The sequence below is a fragment of the Xanthomonas sp. NCPPB 2586 genome (assembly GCF_041475775.2).
In the GTDB taxonomy this organism is placed as follows: Bacteria; Pseudomonadota; Gammaproteobacteria; order Xanthomonadales; family Xanthomonadaceae; genus Xanthomonas; species Xanthomonas campestris.
This window is the reverse complement of sequence record NZ_CM192981.1, coordinates 1,162,104-1,185,327: the sequence shown is the minus strand read 5'-3', so window position 1 is coordinate 1,185,327 and position 23,224 is coordinate 1,162,104. Positions and strand designations below refer to the sequence as shown.

The 23,224-nt window shown below is 66.2% G+C and carries 12 protein-coding genes; 2 read left to right on the top strand and 10 right to left on the bottom strand.

Annotated elements, in window-relative coordinates; translation table 11 throughout:
• Positions 1–118 precede the first annotated feature (118 nt).
• Entirely contained in the window at positions 119–3,583 is a 3,465-nt protein-coding gene (locus ACCQ09_RS04975) for a glycosyl hydrolase 2 galactose-binding domain-containing protein (RefSeq protein ID WP_228427693.1), read from the bottom strand.
• Between the two features lie 172 nt (positions 3,584–3,755).
• Here ACCQ09_RS04975 and ACCQ09_RS04970 point away from each other — a divergent pair, with 172 nt between their 5' ends.
• On the top strand, positions 3,756–5,720 hold the full coding sequence (locus ACCQ09_RS04970; protein ID WP_040940772.1) for a glycoside hydrolase family 97 protein: 1,965 nt from the start codon (positions 3,756–3,758) through the stop codon (positions 5,718–5,720).
• Positions 5,721–6,133: 413 nt separating this feature from the next.
• Here the strand turns inward: ACCQ09_RS04970 and ACCQ09_RS04965 are convergent, their stop codons facing one another.
• The 9 genes from ACCQ09_RS04965 to cysD all read right to left on the bottom strand — a co-directional run bounded on the left by ACCQ09_RS04965 (position 6,134) and on the right by cysD (position 21,162).
• Entirely contained in the window at positions 6,134–7,624 is a 1,491-nt protein-coding gene (locus tag ACCQ09_RS04965; protein WP_372386284.1) for a carboxylesterase/lipase family protein, read from the bottom strand.
• Between the two features lie 20 nt (positions 7,625–7,644).
• Positions 7,645–8,547 carry a TrmH family RNA methyltransferase gene (locus tag ACCQ09_RS04960; protein ID WP_042594946.1) on the bottom strand — a complete coding sequence of 301 codons (903 nt, stop codon included), beginning with the start codon at positions 8,545–8,547 and terminating at the stop codon, positions 7,645–7,647.
• Positions 8,544–10,037 carry an alanine/glycine:cation symporter family protein gene (locus tag ACCQ09_RS04955; protein ID WP_011038273.1) on the bottom strand — a complete coding sequence of 498 codons (1,494 nt, stop codon included), beginning with the start codon at positions 10,035–10,037 and terminating at the stop codon, positions 8,544–8,546. Before ACCQ09_RS04955 ends, ACCQ09_RS04960 begins: the two co-directional genes overlap by 4 nt.
• A 102-nt stretch (positions 10,038–10,139) precedes the next feature.
• Positions 10,140–10,673: a GNAT family N-acetyltransferase gene (locus ACCQ09_RS04950; RefSeq protein WP_040940768.1), complete on the bottom strand. Its 534-nt coding sequence runs from the start codon at positions 10,671–10,673 to the stop codon at positions 10,140–10,142.
• Positions 10,674–10,733: 60 nt separating this feature from the next.
• On the bottom strand, positions 10,734–13,409 hold the full coding sequence (locus ACCQ09_RS04945) for a M1 family metallopeptidase (protein WP_040940767.1): 2,676 nt from the start codon (positions 13,407–13,409) through the stop codon (positions 10,734–10,736).
• A gap of 398 nt (positions 13,410–13,807) precedes the next feature.
• A complete protein-coding gene (locus tag ACCQ09_RS04940; protein WP_228427697.1) occupies positions 13,808–16,933 on the bottom strand; it encodes an efflux RND transporter permease subunit in 3,126 nt (1,041 codons plus the stop codon).
• Positions 16,930–18,015 carry an efflux RND transporter periplasmic adaptor subunit gene (locus ACCQ09_RS04935; RefSeq protein ID WP_040940766.1) on the bottom strand — a complete coding sequence of 362 codons (1,086 nt, stop codon included), beginning with the start codon at positions 18,013–18,015 and terminating at the stop codon, positions 16,930–16,932. Before ACCQ09_RS04935 ends, ACCQ09_RS04940 begins: the two co-directional genes overlap by 4 nt.
• A 262-nt stretch (positions 18,016–18,277) precedes the next feature.
• Positions 18,278–20,194, bottom strand: a complete 1,917-nt coding sequence (cysN, locus tag ACCQ09_RS04930; RefSeq protein ID WP_197708527.1) for a sulfate adenylyltransferase subunit CysN — start codon at positions 20,192–20,194, stop codon at positions 18,278–18,280.
• A gap of 59 nt (positions 20,195–20,253) precedes the next feature.
• Positions 20,254–21,162, bottom strand: a complete 909-nt coding sequence (gene cysD / locus ACCQ09_RS04925) for a sulfate adenylyltransferase subunit CysD (protein ID WP_011038279.1) — start codon at positions 21,160–21,162, stop codon at positions 20,254–20,256.
• Between the two features lie 178 nt (positions 21,163–21,340).
• On the opposite strand from cysD, the gene ACCQ09_RS04920 reads away from it, so the two are divergent.
• Positions 21,341–23,188 (top strand): assimilatory sulfite reductase (NADPH) flavoprotein subunit, encoded by a 1,848-nt coding sequence (locus tag ACCQ09_RS04920; protein WP_228427699.1) that lies wholly within the window; start codon positions 21,341–21,343, stop codon positions 23,186–23,188.
• Positions 23,189–23,224: the final 36 nt, after the last annotated feature.

Below are 23,224 nucleotides of genomic sequence, written 5' to 3'. Positions count from 1 at the left end.
CAACACTCCACGACCATTTCGAATGGTGCCGCCGGGGGGCGGCACGGTGTGTCTGACGCGTTCAACGCGCCAGTGCGAGCTCCGTGCGGGGCACGGCATAGCAACTGCAAGGACGCCGCTAGGGACTGCCGCTGGCGGTGCCCGAAGACGGTGCAAGATTCCACCCGCGCAACTGCACGCGCGCGGCGCGCAAGCTGGCCTCGGCCGGCCCGCGAATCTCCACGGTGCGGCTCTCGCCAGGCGCAAGATTGAGATAGTTGTCGCTGTAGTAGGCCGGCAAGATGCGCTGGCCTTGCGCATCCACCAAGGTGAGCTTGGCGCCCAGGGCCACGTGCTGCGAGGGATTCCGCACAGTGGCATTCAGCACCGGCGCATCGCCGGCCTGCAGCTGCGTAGTGAGCTCCAGTGGCACCGGCGCCAATGCGTCCAGGCCGCGCATGGCAGCGGCATCGCGCGCCACCCAGTAGAAATTACGCGAGCGTACCGTGCCGTCGTGCTCCAGCAACTGCAGCCGCACAAAGCCCAGTTCCTTTGCGTCCGCAAGCAGTGGCGCCAGCTGCAGCACGGGTGCAGACACCGCCACCGCTGCTGCATCCACCGCCTGCTCGCGTTGTTGCAGCAGGCGGCCGTCGGCCGCATAGGTCTCCGCACGCACACGCAGGCCGCGCACCGGTGTGGTCGTGTTGTTGACCACCACGACTTCGTGGCCGGGCAGATTCATCTGCACATGCAGTGGCTCGGCAGCATTGCGCACGCCGTAGTATGCGGCGTGGGTGTCGTAATCGTGGCTGTAGATCTGCCACATGTTGCTGGGCCACGCCGGGTGGCTCATCCACAGCAGCCGGCCGCTGTTCTTCGTCCACAACTGCGCGTTGAACCCTTCGAAGATGGCGCGATGGGTTTCGTAATTGAGCAGCTGCGCCTTGCGTTCGAAATCCTCCAGACTGGTTGGTGCGCCAAGCTTGTCGCTGAGTGAGCGCATGAAGCTGGCGGTATCGCCGTTGCCGGACTGATGCCAGTCGTGATACGCCCAGCTGTCACTGATCGGCCATTGATCCTGCACCGCAGGTACCGACGCCTTGAAGGACTCCAGGGTGGAGAACGACGGTGTACCCACTTCCACCGAGAAGCCCTGTGCCAGCTTGTTGAAGTACGCCACCGGCTCGCGATAGTTGTACGGGCCGCTGCCTTGCAGATTCACTTCGTTGGAACTGGCGGTGTACCAGCGTGTGCCATCGAGCGCGGCGACCAGCGCGTCCAGGCCCTCGTTGAGGATCGGCGCGGGAACGCCTTCGTTGCGGCCGAACCACAGCACAATCGAAGGGTGGTTGCGGAAGCGCGTGATGACCTCGGCGGCATTGGCCAGGAACAGCGCCGCGTCGGCCGGCTCCATGTTGTAGTTCTGCGTGGATTGCCAGAAGTCGTTCAACACCAACATGCCGTATTCGTCGGCCAGGTCGAAGAAGCTCGCTCCGGTGTTCTGCCCCACCCAATTGCGCACCACGTTGAAGTGCGCATCGCGCTGCAGGCGGAAGTACGGCTCCAGGCGCTCGCGTGAGACGCGCTTGCGCCAATCGTCCATACCCCAATTACCGCCCTTGATCGCAATCCGCACACCGTTGATGCGCAGCACCAGATGCGGGGCCAACGTACTGTCATCCAGCTGCGTCACCGCTGGCGACGCGAGTGCGCCGGGATACAGCGATTGCGCATTGCCACCGGGCACCGGGCGAATGGCGGCGTGCCGCACATCGACGATGCGCTCGCCACGCTGCCGGGCCTGATTGAGATCCACCAGCACACGACGCAGTGCGCCACGTTCGTCGAACAACGACAGCTCGTAAGTGACCTCGCGAATACCGAACCGCAGTTGCTGCAGATCCGACTGCACACCGCCCGCTGCGACACCGACCTGCAAGGTGTACAGCGAGGGCTCGCCATACCCATTCGGCCACCACAGCCGTGGATTGGTCACCACCAGCTCCGGCGTGTCGGCGGCAGTGAGTGTGAGCGTGGTGCCGCCCGCAGGCACGTTGACCTCACGCTGGATACGCACATCACCGAAGGCAAGCTGCACTGTGCCCTGCACCGCAGTGCCGCTGGTGTTGCGCAATGGCACGGCAATTTCCAGCTCGGCGCGGCGATGGCCGGGCGCCAGTTTGGCGGTGACCACGTGCGTGTCGCCGACCGCGAGCGGGCCGGTGGCATGCAGCTGTACATCCTGCCAGAGCCCGGCATTACGGTCGCGCACCGCCGGGATCCAGTCCCAGCCTTCGCTGGCAATGAAGGTGGGCCCATCCAGTGCCTGCATGCCACCGTTCTCGCCAACGCCGGCGGTCATCGACTGCTCGTGCGCAATGCCCGGATGCGGCGGCGGCGAAACACGCACGGCAATCGCATTGCGGCCGGGCGTGAGGTAGCTGCTGACATCGAACCGCCCACGCGCGAATGCGCCACGCGTACGCCCCACCTGCACGCCGTTGACCCAGATCTCGCCGGCGTAATTGATGCCGTTGAACACCAGTTCCAGGCGCTTGCCCTGCGTGCTGGCAGGCAGCTCGAAGGTGCTGCGGTACCACCAGTCCTGGCGGCTCAGCGATTCGGGAATGGCCATGTTGTTGAGGCCGATATCCGGATCTGGATACACACCGCGATCGACCAGCGTGGTGAGTACCGTGCCCGGCACGGTGGCCACATGCCATGCGCTACTGGAAGGTGCAGCGCCACGCGACAGCTCGGCACCACCACGCGTGCCGAGGTCAGGCGCAGCGGCCAGCTGCCAGCCGCCCACGCGCCATGACAGCGCATCCAGCGGCTGCAATGCGGGCGCATTGGTGACGGGCTTGGCCACCGGTGCGGAGAACGGTGCGGCGCTGCGTGGCAGCGTGGCGGCCGGTTGCGGTTCGAGCTGCCCAGCCATCTGTTTGGTCTGCACGCGCCAGCCTGGCGACGCATCTTCGAAGCGCTGCAATATTTCATTCGGCGCGTGCCGTGCCTGCTGCGCAATAGCTGCTGCATCGAGCGCACCGGCGCGCGCAGTGAAATTGGCGATGTCGCCACCGAAGTGCAGCGACGCGGCATCGGCCGGCACACGTGGGCCAAAGACCAGCGCCGGCGCCACCGCACGTGACACGCGCGTGCCACTGGCCACCTGGCGTCCATTGGCATACAGCGTCAGCCGTGCACCTTGCGCCACCGCTGCAATCTGCGTCCACGTAGCTACCGGCAGCGCGTGTTTGCTGCGCAGCACGCTATCGCCTTGGGCAAAACCAAGACGGCCGTTGTCGATCACGAAGAAGCGCCCGTCGCCGCGCGCATCACCTAGACCTGCAATGCGCACGGTACCGGGCACGTCCATGGCAGGACGCACCCAACCGGACACACTCCAGTCTGCGTCGGCCGCCAGCATCGGTGCATCAGCGGCCAGCGTCTTGCTCAAGCCAACGCCGCCTGCGAGCACGCGCACGTCATAAGGACCGGGCGGATCGACCTTGGCGGGTGCAGCCTCCACTGCAGTCCAGCCCACGCAACCACACAACAGCCACAGCGCTCCACGGCGGAACGCCTTGCGAACCATCAGCATTAGAGGCCTCTCCCAAGCTCTACTGCCAAGCAACGGTGAACATCGCTGACGCGATGTTGCCCGTAACTGCCGCCCCTGTTTCGGTTGCCACGGTGCGAGGTAACGTTACCCCAGGAGGATATCGACAACAACCGTTCTGCGTTAGGGTTGGCGCACCCAGGAGGAGGGAATCATGCGAAACCTGATCCAGTCCGCATTACCGGCAGCGGCGCTGCTGCTGTCTTCGAGCGTTATTCCTGCTGTTGCGCAGCCATTGCGCGTGCAATCACCCACTGCACGCACGCAAGTGGAGTTCACGCTGAGCGAGGGCGGCATTCCCACCTATCGCGTGCTGTACCGCAACAAAGTAGTGCTCGACGATGCACCGCTTGGACTGGATCTCGGCCGCAACAACAAGCTCGGCCACGGCATGACCGTGCAGGGCAGCAGCAGTGAAGATCACGACAGCCGCGTGACGCTGACGGTGGGAAAAACCCGCCAGGCACGCGACCACTATCGGCAGCTGCGCGTGCAACTGGTCGATGCCGCACAGCACCGTCTTGAGATCGAACTACGTGCCTACGATGACGGTGTCGCACTACGTTATGTGCTGCCCAAGGCGGGCAAGCTCGAGATCCGCAACGAACTCACCAGCTTCGCGTTTCCACGTGATTACCCGTGCTGGACCTTGAACCTTGGCCGCTTCGGCACCAGCCACGAGGGCGAATACGACGCCATCGCCGCATCGAAACTGCGCCCGCACAACCTGCTCGAACTGCCACTGGTGTGCCAGACCGATGCACAGGGCACGACACTGGCGATTGGCGAGGCCAATCTGCGCGATTACGCCGGCTTGTATCTCACCGGCCGGGCCGATGGCGGGCTGGGCGTGTCGGCAAAGCTGTCGCCACGGCTGGATCAACCCGCGCTGGCGGTGAGCATCGATGCGCAGGGCCGCGACTTCGCCACACCGTGGCGCGTGATCATGCTCGGCGACACGCCGGCATCGCTGATCGACTCCAATCTGATCACGCTATTGAATCCGCCACCTGCCTTCGATGCCAGTTGGGTGCGCCCCGGTAAATCGGCGTGGGATTGGTGGTCGGGCAGCCTGGCCAGTGGCGTTGCACAGCCCGGCATGAATACCGCCACCATCCAGCGCTATATCGACCACGCGCATCAGTTGAAGCTGGAATACATGCTGATCGATGACGGCTGGTATCACGGCAGTACCGGCGATGGGCAATACAACAGCGATGCGGACATTCGCCGCCCGGTGGAACAACTCGACCTGCCCGGCCTGGTGACATATGGGCGCCAACGTGGTGTCGGCCTGTGGCTATGGGCGCATTGGCGCGCACTGGATGCGCACATGGACGAGGCGCTTGCGTGGTATCAGCAACTCGGCATCAAGGGCATCAAAGTCGACTTCATGGACCGCGACGACCAGCAGATGGTGGACTTCTACCACCGCCTGCTCGCCAAGGCCGCCGAACACAAACTGCTAGTGGATCTGCATGGTGCCTACCACCCCACCGGCCTCATCCGCACCTATCCCAACTACCTTACGCAGGAAGGCGTGCTCGGTGCCGAGTACAACAAGTGGACCACGCGCATCACCGCCACCCACAACCTCACCCTGCCCTTCACCCGCATGCTGCTCGGGCCGATGGACTACACCCCTGGCGGCTTCCGCAACGTGCGCCCTGCAGAGTTCAAGCCGCAGCACATCGCGCCACAGGTGATGACCACGCGCGCGCAGCAGCTGGCGATGTACGTGGTGTACGAAAGTCCGTTTGCGGTGGTGTCCGACAGCCCCGAGCAATACGAGAACATACCCGCAGCGCAGTTCCTGCGCGATGTGCCTGCCAGCTGGGACGAAACCCGCGCGATCGAAGGCGCAATTGGCGAGCACATCGTGCTGGCGCGCCGCAGCGGCAAGGACTGGTACGTGGGTGCGATGACCAACGAACAAGCGCGCACGCTGCAGGTGCCGTTGACGTTCCTGGGCAAGGGCACCTGGACAGCGACGATCTATGCCGATGGCGCAGCGCCCACCGAGGTGAACATCGAAACACGCAAGCTGACCCGCAATGACAGCTTGCAGCTACAGCTGGCGGCAAGCGGCGGCGCGGCGATCAGGCTGCACAAGAAGTAGGCGTGCCGCGGCACTATCGTGAACCAGGCACGTGTGCGCACTTCGCCACGTGCACGCTGGCGCGCGCCGGCATCGCAGTCGCGTTGCTGCCGCGCTGATTTCGGCCGCGAGGGATTGCGACGCGGAAGTATCAGCTATGCGCGAAATTTTTCTCAATGCAACGAACGCTGACAAGCGTTGTATCGGCGTATGGCCTCGGCGCAGATGCAGGCTTGCGAACTCTGCATCAGGCAGCGCGGGCACTGATCGCTGTTTGCGACCATGCGAAAAATGCAGTGGCGTCATTGCTTCAGTACGTTGCAGAACACGATGACTCGTCTTGTTTCACATGCAGCTTGCCGTCATGGCTGGCTGCAGCCTCACCCGCAACAACCGCGCATCACCGCCCGCAGCGCAGGCGGTGATGCGACCGATTACGGCAGATCGATCCCGGCGCACGCTGCCGGGCGCGCGTCCTTGATGGGCTGCACGCCGCTGGCATCGAAGCGCAGCGCCGCATGTGTCGGCGCGAACGCCGGCCAGGCCGGCAAGCCGGTCGCGTTGGGATTGCCACCCTGTACGAACGCCGCCCAATAACGCTGCAGGTTCACCGGCGGCGTACCGATCGGCAGGCCCTTGAACAGGAATGGCAACTCGGCACTATGGGTCACCTGGCCACCGGGTGCGGCGGTATCGAACACGTAATGCCACACCGGCGCGCCGAGTGCTGCCTGCCGCTGCGCGACGGTGACCGCAGGGCAGCGGAAGGTGAGATCGGTCGACAGCTGCACGGCGGGGCTGCCTTCGCGCGCGGTGCGCTTTGCCTGCGCACGTTGCTGCCGTTGCAGCACGGCGTCGGCCTGCGCCGGGTAGTCGCGGCGCACACGTGCCTGCGCGCCCTGCTCGCCGCCATAGGTGAGCTCCTGCACCACATACCCGATCAACAGCGGCACCTTGGCCTGTTTGCCATCGGCCAGCAGCGCCGCTGGCGCACGCGGCAACACGCGCCCGTCCACCACCGCCTGCAACCAGAGATAGCCATCGTCATCCAGCGCGGGCACGTCCACGCCTTGCGCGGCCTGGATCACACGCTCGGCCGGCAGCGCGCGCAGCTGTGCCAGCCGCGTCGCTGCATCGTCGATGCCGGCACGCGCGGCGATGCTGACACCCATTGCACGGTTGTCTTGCAGCGACCGCGCCGGCAAGCCGAAGCCGGCGGTGCCGCTCTGTTCGATCGCCGCAGAAAACAGGCCGCGTGCCAACGGGCTGAGCATCAGCAGGCCCACGTCCTGGCCACCGGCCGATTGCCCGGCGATGGTGACACGCGCCGGGTCGCCACCGAACTGGGCGATGTTGTCACGCACCCACTGCAACGCGGCGATCTGGTCGAGCAAGGCGTAGTTGCCGGCGGCGGCATTGTCGCCATCGCGCAGTTCCGGCAGCGACAGAAAGCCGAACGCACCCAGGCGATATTGCAGCGTCACCACCAGCATGTCCTGCGCCACCAGGTTGGTCGGCAGATGCCCATCGGCGCCACCGGCCACATTGGCGCCGCCATGGATCCACACGAACACCGGCAGCGGCTTGGCTGGCCGCAACGCGGGCGTCTGCACCTCTACATACAGGCAGTCTTCGGTGCCGCGCTTGGCCATGGCGTTGTTCCAGCCCAATGCAGGCTGCACGCACGGGGTGGCAGCGACTGTGGCATCGCGCACCTCTGTCCAGGCCGGTGCCGGTTGCGGCGGCCGCCAACGCAGCGCACCCAACGGCGGGGCGGCAAACGGAATCGCGCGAAACACCGCGCTGCCATCGTCCTGCCATTGACCGCGCACCGGGCCGTGGTCGGTCTGCACCTGCGACGGCGCGACCGGCGAGAGGGCAGCAGCGTTGCCGGCAACGGCCAACGCGCAACTTGCGGCAAACATCCAGACACGCGTGCGCATGCTTATGCTCCTGTCAGCGCGCGTGCGCGCCAGGCGGCTTGGAAGACAGCGGTGGCGGAGGCCACGTTGAGGCTTTCCACCAGGCCGCTGCCGTGGATGGATAACTGCAGATCGCAGGCGCTGGCGAACTGTCGGTCCATGCCTTCGCTTTCCGCCCCCATCACGTAGACGAGACGCTGCGGCAACGCGGTGGCAAACACATCCTGCCCGCCGTCCACCAGCGTGGCGGCCACCGCAAAGCCGGCCTGCCGCAGCTGCGCCATCGCCTGCGCGGTGTCGGGAAGCTGCACCAACGGCACCGCTTCAGCGCCGCCCTCGGCCACGCGCGCGGCGGCACCGGACAACCCCAGCGTGGAGCCGGCCGGCAACAACAGGCCGGCCACACCGAAGTGCGCCGACGAGCGCAGGATGGCGCCGAAGTTGTGCGGGTTGCCCACCCCATCCAGCCACAGCGCCAGCACCGGGCCTTGCGGCAAGGCCGCCAGCCAGTCCTGCAGCGGCTGCGGCGGCACCCGCAACACCTCGGCCACGATGCCTTCGTGATGCGTGCTGGACGCCAGCTTGGTGAGGTCGGCCTCTTCCACCACGCGGTAGCCCAGGCGCTGCGCCACGCACCAGGCCAGCAAGGCCTTGAACTGCGGGATACGCGCTTCGGTCAGGTAGATCTTGCGCAGCGCCTGCGGGCGCGCCTTGAACACCGCCTGGATCGCATTGATGCCGTACAGCCGCAGCTCGCGCGCATTGTTGGCGCTGGCCGCGGCCGGCGCCGCAGCGCTGGTGCGTGGCGCCGGTGCAGACGGCGCGGGTGCGCGTGGCGCCGCACGGCCCCACGGATTGAGCGGCGCTGCGCCGCTGCCGGCGGTGTCGCGCGGCGGCCGTGCGCCACGCCCATCATGCTGTTTCATCGTTGTGTCCAGAAATCCGCGTTCTTGATGCCGAGCGAGACAGGATCGAACACGGGATCCAGCCCCTGGCGTTTCTGCCGTTCGTAATCCTTCAAGGCTAGCATCGCCGGCTTGTGCAGGATCAGGATGGCGATGATGTTGAGCCAGGCCATGACGCCGACGCCGATGTCGCCCAGCGCCCATGCCAGCTGCGCATTATGAAACGCGCCGAAGATCACCATGCCCAGGATGCCCAGGCGCAGCAGCAGCACGGTGAGCGGACGCCGGCGGTTGCCGTTGATGTAGCTCAGATTGGTTTCGGCCATGTAGTAATAGGCCATGATCGTGGTGAACGCGAAGAAGAACAGCGCGATCGCCACAAAGCCCGCACCCCAGCCCGGCAGCACCGATTCCACCGCGGCCTGCGCATAGCCCGGGCCCTCTTCCACGCCGACCAGGCCCGCATACAGACCCGGCTTGGCGCCATCGGGCGAATACACGTTGTACTTGCCGGTGGTGAGGATCAGGAAGGCGGTGGCGGTGCACACCATCATCGTGTCGAAGTAGATCGCAAATGCCTGCACGTAGCCCTGCTTGGCCGGGTGCGAGACCTCGGCCGCGGCGGCGGCGTGCGGGCCGGTGCCCTGCCCGGCTTCGTTGGCGTAGATGCCGCGCTTGACGCCCCATTCCACTGCCAGGCCCAGCAACGCACCGAACGCGGCATGGCTGCCGAAGGCGCTGCTGAAGATGGTGGCGAACATGTCCGGCACGCGTTCGGCGTTGAGCACCATGATGACCAGCGCCATCAGGATGTAGCCCATGGCCATGAACGGCACCACGACCTCGGCGAAGTTGGCGATGCGCTTGACGCCGCCGAAGATGATCACCGCCAGCATGCAGGCCACCAGGATGCCGATGCCCAGCTTGGCGGCATCGCGCATCGGCAGGCCCATCCACTGCCCGTCCATTGCGCCGCACAGGCTGGTGCCGCGGCAGGCGTTGATGGCGCTGTCGGCGATGGCATTGGCCTGCACGCCGGGCATCAAAAAGCCGGTGGCGATGATGGTGGCCACCGCAAAGGTGAGCGCATACCACTTCAGGCCCATGGCCTTTTCGATGTAGTACGCCGGGCCACCGCGATAGCGGCCATCGGCATCCTTGATCTTGTAGATCTGCGCCAGCGTCGATTCCACATACGAGGTGGATGCGCCGAGAAAGCCCATCACCCACATCCAGAAGATCGCGCCCGGCCCGCCGAAGGCGATGGCGGTGGCCACGCCGGCGATATTGCCAATGCCAATGCGCCCGGCCATGGACATCGCCAGGGCCTGGAACGACGACACGCCGGCATCGGATTTCTGCCCGCCCACGGTGAGGCGGACCATTTCCACGAATCCGCGCACCTGCATGAAGCGGGTGCGGATGGTGAAGTACACGCCGGCGCCCAGACACATGAAGATCAGTGCCTTGCTCCAGACGATACCGTTGATGCCATTGATGAGTGCTTCCACGCAATCTCCCCGACGCGCCGACCGTTGACCCCAGCGAGGTGGGGAGTGCCCCGATTCTGGCCGAAAGCGCTGCACGATGCGACGTGCACGCGCGCCACAGGCTCAGCGTGTGGCGGCGAACCGGCTGAAAACGTGCAGATCGTGCGTGCCATCGGGGCGCAGCAATGCGCCGCGCCGCACGCCCTGGGCCACGAACCCGTTCTTGCGCAATACCTGGGCAGAGGCCGGGTTGCTGTCCAGTACGGTCGCATCGATGCGTGTGAGCGGCAACGCGTGCAAGACCCACGCGAGATAGGTCTGCACGCTGCGGGTCATCCAGCCGCGTCCCCAATACACGCGGCCCAGCCAGTACCCCAGTTCAGCGACATCGTCCGCACCACCGGCCGCACGACGCAGCGCGATGCTGCCGCAGGCCTGGCCGTCGATCACGATGGCCAGCACCGGGTCGCGCAGATCCACCACTTTGCCGGCCAGAAATGCCTCGCCATCGGCACGCGTATACGGGTGCGGAAAGCGCGTACTCAGCCCGCACGGTACCAACGGGTCGTTGGCATGCATCAGCAAGGCGTCCAGGTCGTCCTGGCGCCAGCGGCGCAGCTCAAATCCTTCGCCCTGCAATTGCAGATCATCGAACATGCACTGAGCTCACCGTGCAGCAGCGCCGCAACGCTGCTGCACCATTGCCGCACACCAGGCTCAGCGCTTGGCGGTCTGCGCCTGCTTGAGCGCGGCGCACAGGCGGATCGCCTCGCCGGTCTGGGCAAGGCCGCGGTCGGCGCCGCTGAGCGTGGCCAGGCGCGGCTTGAAGAACGCATCCAGACGATCGGCTTCCTCCACGCTGCAGCCGTTGGACGCGCCCAGCGACGGCAGGCCGCCACCATCGAACGAGCCACTGCGCTGCACGATGCGGTCGAAGTTGGCGGTGAACCACGGCCACATCGAGGCATGCGAGGCGTCATAGCTATGCCCACGCGTCAGCAGGCTCTTCATCTCGCCGACCTTGATCGCATCGGTCAATGCAAAGTCGCGCACCTGGGTGAGCAGCGCCGGATCCTGCACCGCGCCGAGCGCGGCGATCATCGCGTTGCGCTGCGCCGGGTCGGCATGCGTGCGCAGCGCCTGGATCAGCGTCTGCACGGCCGCGGCGCCGCGCTCCTGCGCGGTCACCGCCAGCACGGTGCCGAGCAGGTCGGGATTGGCCGCGGCGAAGTTCAGGCCATTGCCGCCACCTGCCAGCACCGCATCGCCCTGGGCCAGCAGCGCGCTGCGCACCTCCGGGGTTTGTAGCCGCAGGCCGAACAGGCCGGCCAGGGACGCACGCAATGTGGTTTCGTCGATCGACTCCTTGGCGCGGCGGGTGTAGCCGAGCTGACGCAGGCGCGGCAGGTAGGCCTGCTCGGCCGCCTTGCGCAGGGTGGCGCGCTGCGCATCGGTTGTGGCCTGGTGGCGCCAGATCCAGACGAAGCGGTCCACCAACGCGGTGGACACATCGGCAGACTCGGCGCCGGCCAGTTGCTTCATCGCCGCCAGCACCACCTCGGTGTCGGCATCGCCGTGGCGATACGCCGCATCGATGGCGTCGGCGTAGGAGAGCTTTTCGTTGTCGTCGAGCTGGGCGACCTGCTTGCCGAGCGCGGCCAGCTGTTTCTTCGGCAGGCTGAAACGGTAGTAGCCGGCGCCACGCGCATTCGGGAACACCCAGGTGTTCTTGCCGGCACCTTCCAGCACGATGCTGCCGCTGCCGCTTTCCAGCAGTTGGCAGGCGGTGCCCACCTGATTCTTTCCCTTGCCGTACTTCACGCACACCGGCACGCCCCACTGCTGCGCGGTGGAACCGGATGAGCCCAGCGGCAGGTAGCGCTGCTGTTGCAGTTTGACCACGGTCTTGCCGCCCTCGCGCGCCACCTGCGTCTGCAGGTACGGCACGCCCGGCTGATTCAGGAAGCTGCGGAATGCGGCCTTGAAATCCTCGCCCTTGCCGGCGGCTTCGGCGATCGCATCGACCAGGTCATCGGCGGTGGCGCTGCCGAACTTGTGCTTGGCGATGTAGGCGCGCATGCCCTCGCGGAACACGTCCTCGCCGACGAAACCCTCGAACATCGCCAGCACCGCCGCACCCTTCTGGTAGGTGATGCCGTCGAAGGCGGTTTCGATATCGCCATTGCCGGTGATCGGCTGGCGGATCTTGCGTGCGCTGACCAGGCTGTCGTTGTCCATCGCGTGCTGCGCACCGCCGATGCGGTCCAGATTGGCGCGGTATTCCGGGTGCAGCTGCATGGTGATCTTCTGCTGCATCCAGGTGGCGAACGCTTCGTTCAACCACAAATCGTCCCACCACGCCATGGTGACGGTGTCGCCGGTCCATTGGTGCGCCAGCTCGTGCGCGTTGGTGTTGAAGGAGCGCTGCACGTTTTCGGCTGGCGAGTCCTTGTCCAGCAGCAACAGCCAGTCGCGGAAGGTCACAAACCCCGGGTTTTCCATGGCACCGGCGCTGAAGTCCGGTGCAGCAACCAGGTCGAGTTTGTCGAACGGGTAACCGAAGGCATAGTAGTCCTCCAGCGCCGCAATAATCGCCGGGGTCTGGTCCAGCGCGGGGGTGATGCGCGGGCCCTGGCCCTGGGCGGCGATGCCACGTAGCGGTGTGGCCGTGGGGCGCTGTGGGGTGGCCGGCATGGCCGGCACGTCCACCACATCCCACGGGCCGGCCGCGTAGGCCACCAGATAGGTGGGCAGCGGCAACGTCGGTGCGAAGCTCACCGTCTTCCAGCCCTTGCCGGCCGGCTTGGTGGAAGTGGCGATGGTGTTCGCCAAGGCCTGATCGCCGGCGGGCACGGTCAGGCTCAGATCGAACGGCGTCTTGAACGAGGGCTCATCGAAACCGGGGAACGCGTAGCGCGCACTGATCGGCTCCATCTGCGTCATCGCATAGGCCTTGCCCTGGTACTTCACCTGATACAGGCCCTGCAGCTGCTGATTGAGCGGCGCGCTGTAGGTGATGTCCACGGTGAGCGTCTGCGGCTTGAGCGTGCGGCCGAAGTCCAGGCGCACCACGCCGGCCTGCGCATCGGCATCGACGTAGCGTGCGGTGAGCGCCTTGCCCTTGGCCGGCTTCACAGTGGCCTTGCTGACCTTCAGCTCCTTGCCGTGCAGCCAGAGATGGTCCGATGCCTGCTTGAGCTGCACGCGGATGGTGGTGCGGCCGCTGAATTGCGCCTGCTCCGGATCCACCTTGATCGCCAGACTGTAGCGCTCGGGCACCGCCCAGGTGGGCAGGCGGCCATTGGGCACCGGCTCGCCGGCGGATTGCGCCAGGGCGCTCCCGCAGCACAGCGCAAGGACGGAGGGAGCAAGCAGACAGGCAAGACGACGCATGGGCGATTCCGGTCAAGGTAACCGCCGAAGTCGACCACAGCCAGGCAGTGCTGTCATGTGACCATAGTCATTGCACGGGCGGTGCAGGCAATCACGGCCACGCACCGCCAAAGTCGGCATGTTGGCTGATGGCTGCTGGCTGGCGGCGACACAGCGCTGGTTGCGCATCACGCGCGGGGCGCTGCCAAAGCTCAAGAGTCATTGCATCCAGCTTGGCCACATGCATGCATGGGATGGCCTGCATTGCAGGGCGCTTGCGCGCACCACGCGTGCCGCCTGCTCGCACGTGGCGCAGCAGGCTATACGCAGTCACTGGTTGGGTTACGTCACCGGATGCCCAAACGATCGCTCGGCAGCGCAGCGATTGCCGGCAGCGAAACCCGCTGCCGGCACCTGGATTACGCGTGTCCACCCACCGAAGGCGTGCGTGCCTCCAAGGCATCCAGCTCGCGCGCCAGTGCTTCGGGCGACTTGGTGTACGGGGCAATCAGGCTGTAGAACGCCGGCACCACGTACAGCGACAGCAGCGTGGACAACGACACACCAAAGATCACCACCACGCCGATGGTGGCGCGGCTGGCCGAGCCAGGCCCGCCGGCCACCACTAACGGAATCGCGCCAACCACCGTGGCGATGGAAGTCATCAGGATCGGGCGCAGGCGCACCGATGCCGATTCGACGATGGCCGCATGCACACTGCGGCCTTCGTCGCGCAGCTGATTGGCAAACTCCACGATCAGAATGCCGTTCTTGGCCGCCAAGCCCACCAACATCACGATGCCGATCTGACTGAACAGATTGAGCGTACCGCCGGTGAGCCACAGGCCGACCAGCGCGCCCAGCACCGCCAGCGGCACCGTCAGCATGATCACCAGCGGATGGGCGAAGCTCTCGAACTGCGCGGCCAGCACCAGATACACCACCAGCAAGGCCATGCCGAAGGTGAGCAGCACCGCACTGCCGGATTGCTGGTACTCACGCGATTCGCCTTTCCATTCCACCTGCGCGTATTCGGGCAACTCTTCCTGCGCAGTCTGCTGGGCCCACGCGATGGCATCGCCCAGCGGATAGCCCGGCGCCAGGCCGGCACTGATGGTGATCGCGCGCAGCCGATTGAAGCGGTTCAACGTACCGGCTTCAGCCACTTCGCTGAGCGTGACCAGGTTGGACAGCGGAATCAGCTCGCCACGGATCGAGCGCACGCGGATGGCGGTGAGGTCTTCGGGCGACATGCGGCCTTCGCGGCCGGCCTGCAGCATCACGTCGTATTCTTCGCCGTTGTCGACGAAGGTGGTCACGCGGCGTGAGCCCATCAACGCTTCCAGCGCGCCGCCAATCGCAGTGACCGACACGCCCAGATCTGCCGCGCGCAGGCGATCGATATTCACACGCATCTGCGGGCGGGTTTCCTTGTAGTCCGAATCCGCGCCCACCAGGCCGGGATTGGATTCCATGCGCTGCAGGATGCGGTCGCGCCATTGCGCGATCTCCGCGTAATCCGGGCCGCCCAGCACCATCTGGAACGGTTGGCCGCGGCTGCGTACCAGCCCGCCGCTCACCTGGGTGCGCGCACGCACGCCGGTCAGCACGTTGAGTTTCTGCTGCAGCTCGTCGGCAACCTCGGTGGTGGGGCGGTCACGTTTTTCCCAATCCTGCAGGAACACACTCACGCGGCCGGTGTGCATTTCCTCGCTGCTGCCAAACCCGCCGGGCACGCGCGGATTGGCACGCACGATGGGTTTGTCCGCGCCCACGTATGGGCGCAGGATGTCTTCCACCTGATGCATCTGGCCAACCGTGTAATCGAAGCCCGCACCTTCCGGGCCGTCGATCATGATCTGGAAGTTGCCGCGGTCCTCGGCCGGAGCCAGTTCGGACGGAATGCGGCTCATCAACCACGCGCTGGCGCCCAGCGCCAACAGCATCAGTAGCGCGAAGATCCAGGTGCGCTGCACATGCCGCTCCAGCGATCGCCCGTAGGCGGCCGACACCGCTTGCATGCGCCTGTTGAACCACTGATGGAAACGATTGGGCTTGGCCTGGTCGTGCGCGCGCAACAGCTTGGACGACATCATTGGCGTGAGCGTCAGCGCCACGAAGGCCGAAATCGCCACCGCTGCCGCCAGTGCCACCGCCAGCTCACGGAACAGCCGCCCGGTATTGCCTTCCAGAAAGCCCACCGGCAAAAACACCGCCACCAGCACCGCGGTGGTCGCAATCACCGCGAATGCCACCTGGCCGGTACCGCACTTGGCGGCCACCAGCGGCGGCTCGCCGAGGTCGATGCGGCGCTGGATGTTTTCCACCACCACGATCGCATCGTCGACCACCAGGCCGATACACAGCACCAATGCGAGCAGGGTGAGCAGGTTGATCGAGAAGTCGAACGCGTATAGCGCAATGAACGCAGCGATCAGACACACCGGCACGGTGACGGCCGGAATCAAGGCCGCGCGTGCGCTGCCCAAGAACACCCAGATCACCACCAGCACCAGCACCACCGCTTCGATCAGCGTGTGATAGACGCGCTCCACCGCCGCATCGATGAAGGTGGTGGTGTCGAAGGCAACGAAGATGTTGGTGCCCTGCGGTAGGGTCTTCTGGATTTCTTCGGCCTGCGCGCGTGCTTCGCGTGCCACATCCAGCGCGTTGGCGGTGGAGTTGCGCACGATGCCCAGGCCCACGTTGGGTACGCCATTGCTCTGGAAATACGCGCGCCGTTCGGCCGAGGTGAGCTCCACCTTGGCCACGTCGCCCAGCCGCACCACATAGCCGCCCTCGCCCTTGCTCAGCGGCAGCTTGGCGAAGTCCTCCGGCTTGAGATAGCTGCGCTCCACGCGCAAGGTGAAGTCGCGCTGCGCCGATTCGATGCTGCCGGCCGGCAGCTCGACGTTTTCGTTCTGCAGCGCGGTTTCCACATCGGCCACGGTGAGTGCGCGCGCGGCTAATTGGTCGCGGTCCAGCCAGATGCGCATCGCGTAGCGCTGCCGCCCGCCGATGCGCACCTGCGCCACGCCGTCCAGGCTGGAGAAGCGGTCAACGACATAGCGTTCGGCGTAGTCGGACAGCTGCAGCGTGTCCATCGTGCTGGAGCTCATGTTGAGCCACAGAATGGGGTCGGCGTCGGATTCGACCTTGGAAATCTCCGGCGGGCGCGCCTGATCCGGCATGCGGTCGGACACGCGGCTGACCGCGTCGCGCACGTCGTTGGCAGCCGCTTCCACATCGCGCGTCGGCACGAACTCGATGCTGATGTCCGACGAACCATTGCGGCTGCGTGCCTCGATGGTTTCGATCCCCTCGATGCCGGCCAGTGCGTCTTCGAGCACCTGGGTAATGCGGCTTTCCACCACTGCCGCCGAGGCGCCGGTGTACTCCACGTCCACCGAGACGATGGGCGGGTCGATCGCCGGCAATTCACGCAGCGTGAGCCGGGTGAAGGACATCACGCCCAGCACGATCAGCAACAGGCTCATCACCACCGCCATCACCGGGCGGGTAATGGACAGGTCGGAGAGCTTCATTGCACGGCCTGCTTGCCGGCGGTGGCGGTCGCCCTGGCATTTGCCGGCGCGGCCTGCGCGTCGATCTTCAGGCCCGGGCGCAACTTGCCGGTGCCATCCACCACGATGCGCTCACCGGCTTTGACGCCTTCGAGGATTTCCACCTTGCCATCGCGGCGCTCGCCCAGCCGCACGTCGGCGCGCTCCACGCTGCTGTCCGGCTTGACCCGGAACACATACGACTCGCGCCCCACCTGCACCACCGCAATCTCCGGGATCACCAGCGCCTGCCGCGCCGGCTGGAACAGCCGCACATCCAGCAACATGCCCGGGCGCAGCCGGCGGTCGTCGTTGGGGAAATCCGCCCGCACGGTCACCGACCGCGTGGTCTCATCGATGCGCGAATCGATCGCCGCCACTTCACCTTCGAACTGCGCGCCCGGGTAGGCGGCGGCACTGCCGTTGACCGCGTTGCCAAGCTCGACCAGGCCGAGCTGCGACTCAGGCACCTGGAAATCCACGTACATGCGCTCGACATCATCGAGCGTGGTGATCACGGTGCTGGCGGTGATCAGCGACCCGGGGCTGACCTGGCGGATGCCGAGCACGCCGGAGAACGGCGCGCGCACTTCGCGGTCGGTGATCTCCGCGCGCATCTGCTGCACGCGCGCCTCGGCGGCGTCGCGCAGCGCACGTTGGGTGTCCACGGTGGACTTGGCCACCAGTTGCTGGCCGACCAGGCTCAGCTGGCGCCGATACAGCTGCTCGGTTTCCTCGAAGGTGGCCTGGGCGGCGGTCAACGCGGCCCGCTGCGAATTGCCACGCAGGCGCAACAGCAGCTGCCCGGCCTTGACCTCGTCGCCACTGTCGAAGTTGACCTGCTCCACCACATCGCTCACCGCGGCGGTCAGCGCCACCGACTCGCGCGCACGCACGGTCGCGATCGACTGCACGGTCGAATTCCATGGCTGCACGCTCACCGCTTGCACGACGACCGGAATCGGTTTGCTGGCGGCGGGCGCACTGGTCTGGCGGGCGCAACTGGTCAGCCCGACGGCCAACAAAAGCGCCACGCAAAAACGTGCGCTGGGTCGAACAAGCATCAGAACATCCTGGCGGGGTACGGCGAAAGTTTAACGACCCAGTCGCCATGCGGTTGACGAAAAGGGCGTGCTTTGCACCATGACCAAAGACCCTTGTCCTCGTCGCCACGATGCGGTGCTCAGGCAGCCACCACAGCGCGCGCACGTCGCTCAGACCGGCATCACCGGTACCGGAGCGGCCCGTACCTGCGTACGTGCCGGCGCCCATGCACCTGCTGCTGCCCTGTCTGACCACCGCTTAATGCGTTGTTGCAGCCTGCCCTCAGCGCTCCAGGCCCAGGTATTCCAGGACATGCCGCGCCAGCGCCTCTACGTTCTCACCATCGGCGTGAAGATGGATTTCCGGGCGCTCGGGCGCCTCGTACGGCGAATCGATCCCGGTGAAATTGGGAATCTGCCCGGCGCGGGCCTTGCGGTAGAGGCCTTTCACGTCGCGTGCCTCGGCGACCGCCAGAGGCACGTCCACAAACACTTCGACGAATTCACCCGAGTCGAAACGCTCGCGTGCCAGCTGGCGTTCGGCACGGAACGGGGAAATGAAGCTCACCAGCACGATCAGCCCGGCATCGGCCATCAGCCGTGCGACCTCGGCCACGCGGCGGATGTTCTCCACGCGGTCCTCGTCGGTGAAGCCCAGATCGCGGTTGAGCCCGTGGCGCACGTTGTCGCCGTCCAGGATGAAGGTGTGATAGCCCAGCGCATGCAGGCGCTTGTCCACCAGGTTGGCCACCGTGGACTTGCCCGCACCGGACAGGCCGGTGAACCACAGCACACGTGGCGCCTGGCCCTTGATGCGCGCACGCGCGGCGCGGTCCACATCCAGGTGCTGCCAATGCACGTTGCCGGCGCGGCGCAACGCGAACTCCAGCGCACCGGCCGCGACCGTGGCATTGGTCTGCCGGTCGATCAGGATGAAGCCGCCCAGCACCCGGTTGCGCGCATACGGGGCAAAGGCGATCGGCTCGTCCAGCGACAGGTTGCAGTAGCCCACCTCGTTGAGCTCCAGCCGCTTGGCGGCCAGCCGCTCCTGCGTGTTCACATCGACCTTGTGCTTGATCTCGCTGATGCTGGCGGTGACCGTGCGGGTGCCGATCTTGAGCCAGTACGGGCGCCCTGGCAGCAACGCGGCATCGTCCATCCACAACACGTGCGCGGCGAACTGGTCGGCCACTTCCGGCGGGTCGTCCACGGCGGCGATGATGTCGCCGCGGCTGATGTCGATCTCTTCGCGCAAGGTCAGCGTCACGGCCTGCCCGGCGCGTGCGCTGTCGACCACGCCATTGGCATCCAGCACGCTCGCCACATGCGCGCGGCGCCCGGACGGCACCACCACCACCGCATCGCCGGTGCGTACCTGGCCGGCAGCAATGGTGCCGGCATAGCCACGGAACTGCGCGCTGGGGCGATTGACCCACTGCACCGGCAGGCGCAACCCACTCACTGCATCGGGCGTCTCCAGCTGCACGCTGTCCAGGTGCTGCAGCAGATGCGGCCCCTGGTACCAAGGCATGCGCGTGGACGCGCTGGACAGGTTGTCGCCGGCCAGTGCCGACAGTGGAATGCACTGCACATCGGCAATGCCCAGCTGCGCCGCCAGGGCGCGGTAGCTGTCGACGATGGTGGCGAACACCTGCGCGTCGTAGTCCACCAGGTCCATCTTGTTGACCGCCAGCACCACGTGGCGAATGCCCAGCAACGAGACGATGTAGCTGTGCCGCCGCGTCTGCACCAGCACGCCCTTGCGCGCATCCACCAGCACCACCGCCACATCGGCGGTGGAGGCGCCGGTGGCCATGTTGCGCGTGTACTGCTCATGCCCGGGGCAATCGGCAACGATGAACTTGCGTTGGTCGGTATCGAAGTAGCGGTACGCCACATCGATGGTGATGCCCTGCTCACGCTCGGCGGCCAGCCCATCCATCAGCAAGGCGTAATCGATGCCTTCGCCCTGCGTGCCATGGCGCTTGCTGTCGCTTTCCAGCGCGGCCAGCTGGTCATCGAACAGCCGCTTGCTGTCGTACAACAACCGCCCGATCAGCGTGCTCTTGCCATCGTCCACGCTGCCGCAGGTGATGAAGCGCAGCAGCGGTTTGGATTCGTGCTGCTGGAGGTAGGTGCTGATGGCGCTGGGATTGGGGAGTGGGGAATCGGGAATCGCAAAAGCGGTCTCCTCCCTCATCTCGTTCCCGGCGAACTGCTGTTGCGATTCCCCATTCCCGATTCCCGATTCACTGCCCATCAGAAATACCCCTCGAGTTTCTTCTGCTCCATCGATGCGCCTGGTGCGTGGTCGATCATGCGGCCCTGGCGTTCGGAGCTGGTGCTGACCAGCATCTCGGCGATCACCGCTTCCAGCGTGTCGGCGGTGGATTCAATCGCGCCGGTCAGCGGGTAGCAGCCCAGCGTGCGAAAGCGCACCGAGCGCAGTTGCGGGGTTTCGCCGGGGTGCAGCGGCAAGCGGTCGTCGTCGACCATGATCCAGGCGCCGTCGCGCTGCACCACCGGGCGCGGCGCGGCGAAGTACAACGGCACCACCGGAATGCGTTCGCGGTAGATGTACAGCCAGATATCCAGCTCGGTCCAGTTGGACAGCGGAAACACGCGCACGCTTTCGCCAGGTTTGGTGCGCGCGTTGTAGAGATTCCACAGCTCCGGGCGCTGATTCTTCGGGTCCCAGCGATGGCGTGCATTGCGGAACGAGAACACGCGCTCCTTGGCGCGCGATTTCTCTTCGTCCCGGCGCGCCCCGCCGATCGCCGCATCGAAGCCGCCCTGCTCCAGTGCCTGCTTCAGGCCCTGGGTCTTCATCACGTCGGTGTGCACCGCCGCGCCATGGCTGATCGGGCCGATGTCCTGCGCGACGCCTTCCGGGTTGATGTGCACGCGCAGGTCCACCGCGGTCTCGGCCGCGCGACGGTCGCGGAAAGCGATCATCTCGCGGAATTTCCAGCGCGTATCCACGTGCAGCAGCGGGATCGGCGGTGGCGAGGGGGCAAAGGCCTTGAGCAGCAGGTGCAGCAGCACCGAGCTGTCCTTGCCGACCGAATACAGCATCACCGGCGCACGGAACTCGGCGGCGACCTCGCGCAGGATGTGGATGCTCTCGGCCTCGAGACGGTCGAGATGGGAAAGGGGTGGCAGGGTCATCAGCGTGTCGTTGGCATCGGCGGCGAGACCAGCCGATGGAAGGGCAAGGCAGCGCAGTGTGTGGCAGGCCCATGCCGGGCCGAAATAAGCACCCGGCATAACGCGATAACGGCTGATCCTTTCTGGCGGAGCGAACGCTTCCCTAACATCGTTCATCCATTGCCCTCCCTGGAACCGAATGACCGCCGCCAGCCCCGCCGTGCCGCCCAGCCCCTTGCCCGACGAGCGCAAGGCGCTGCTGGAGCGTCTGGTCGACGGTCTGGATGCCCCGTCCCTGTGGTGGCTGTCCGGGTATACCGCCGGCTTGGCGCAGGGTCACCCGCCGCGCTCGCTGGCGGTACTGCCGGGTGGCCAGGTGCATGCGGTGGCGCACGAGAGCCAGCGCCTGACCGTGCTGTACGGCAGCCAGACCGGCAATGCCCGGCGGCAGGCCGAGCAGCTGGCCGCCGAGGCCGAGGCCGCCGGCGTGAACGTGCGCCTGCTGCGTGCCGACGCCTACCCCATCCGCGAGCTGGCCAGCGAACGCCTGTTGTACGTGGTGATCAGCACCCAGGGCGAAGGCGATCCGCCGGATGATGCGATTGGCCTGGTCGAGTTCCTGAGCGGGCGCCGCGCGCCCAAGCTGCCGGAGCTCAAGTACGCAGTACTGGGCCTGGGCGATTCCAGCTACGCCGATTTCTGCGGCATTGCGCGGCGGATCGACGAGCGCCTGGCCGAACTCGGCGGCAGCCGCGTGCAGCCGCGCGGCGAAGCCGACCTGGACATCGACAGCGTCGCCGCTCCCTGGCGCACGCATGCGCTGCGGCATGCGCGCGAGCAGCTCAAGAGTGCCCAGCCATCGGCCACGGTCACGCCGCTGCGCAGCCAGCCGGCCGCGCCGGTGTGGTCGCAGCAGCACCCGTTCGCCGCCGAGTTGCTGGCCAACCAGATCATCAGCGGGCGCGATTTCAAGGGCCCGGGCTTCCGTGTCTATGGCCCGGCGATCAAGCGGGTGCGCCACCTGGAGTTCTCGTTGGACGGCAGCGGGCTCAGCTACGAGCCCGGCGATGCGCTCGGCATCCGTCACCGCAACCCGCCTGCCTTGGTCGATGCGGTGCTGGAAAGCCTGCGCCTGGATGGTCATGCATCGGTCACCATCGGCGAGGACACTCTGGCCTTGAACGAGTGGCTTGCCACGCGGCGCGAGCTGACCAAGCTCTCGCGGCCCTTCCTGGCTGCGCACGCCGAGCGTGCCTATGCAGACGATCTGCAGGCGCTGCTCACCCCGACCCAGACTGCCGGCCTGGCGTCGCTGCTCTCCGATCACCAGTTGATCGACGTGCTGCGACGCTGGCCGGCGGATTGGGACCACGGCGGCCTGCTGGCTGCCCTGCGTCCGCTCACCCCGCGCCTGTATTCCATCGCCTCCAGCCGCAAGCGCGTGGGCGAGGAAGTGCACCTGGTGGTGGATGAACTGCATTACCAGGCGCACGGCCATGGGCACGTGGGCTCGGCCAGCGGATTTCTGGCGGCACTGGCCGAAGGCGACACCGCGCCGGTGTATATCGAACCGAACGAGCGCTTCCGCGTGCCGGCAGATCCGGACCGCGACATCCTGATGATCGGCCCGGGCACCGGCGTGGCACCGTTCCGCGCATTCGTGCAGGAACGTGCCGAAACCGGCGCCAAGGGACGCAACTGGCTGTTCTTCGGTGCGCAGCACTTCAACACCGACTTCCTGTATCAGGCCGAATGGCAGCAGGCGCTGCAGCGCGGCGAGCTGCATGCACTGGAACTGGCGTTCTCGCGCGACGCGGCAGAGAAGATGTACGTGCAGCACCGCCTACGCGCGCGCGGCGCCGAGGTCTACGCCTGGCTGCAAGGCGGCGCGCACGTGTATGTGTGCGGCGCGATCGGCATGGGCAAGGACGTGCACGCCGCGCTGCTGGACATCGTCGCCACCCACGGCGCACTCGATGCCGAAGCGGCCGCAGCGTATCTCACCCGCCTGCAGGTGGAGGGACGCTATGCGCGCGATGTCTACTAGTGCCGGGAATCGGGAGTGGGGAATCGGGAATGGGTA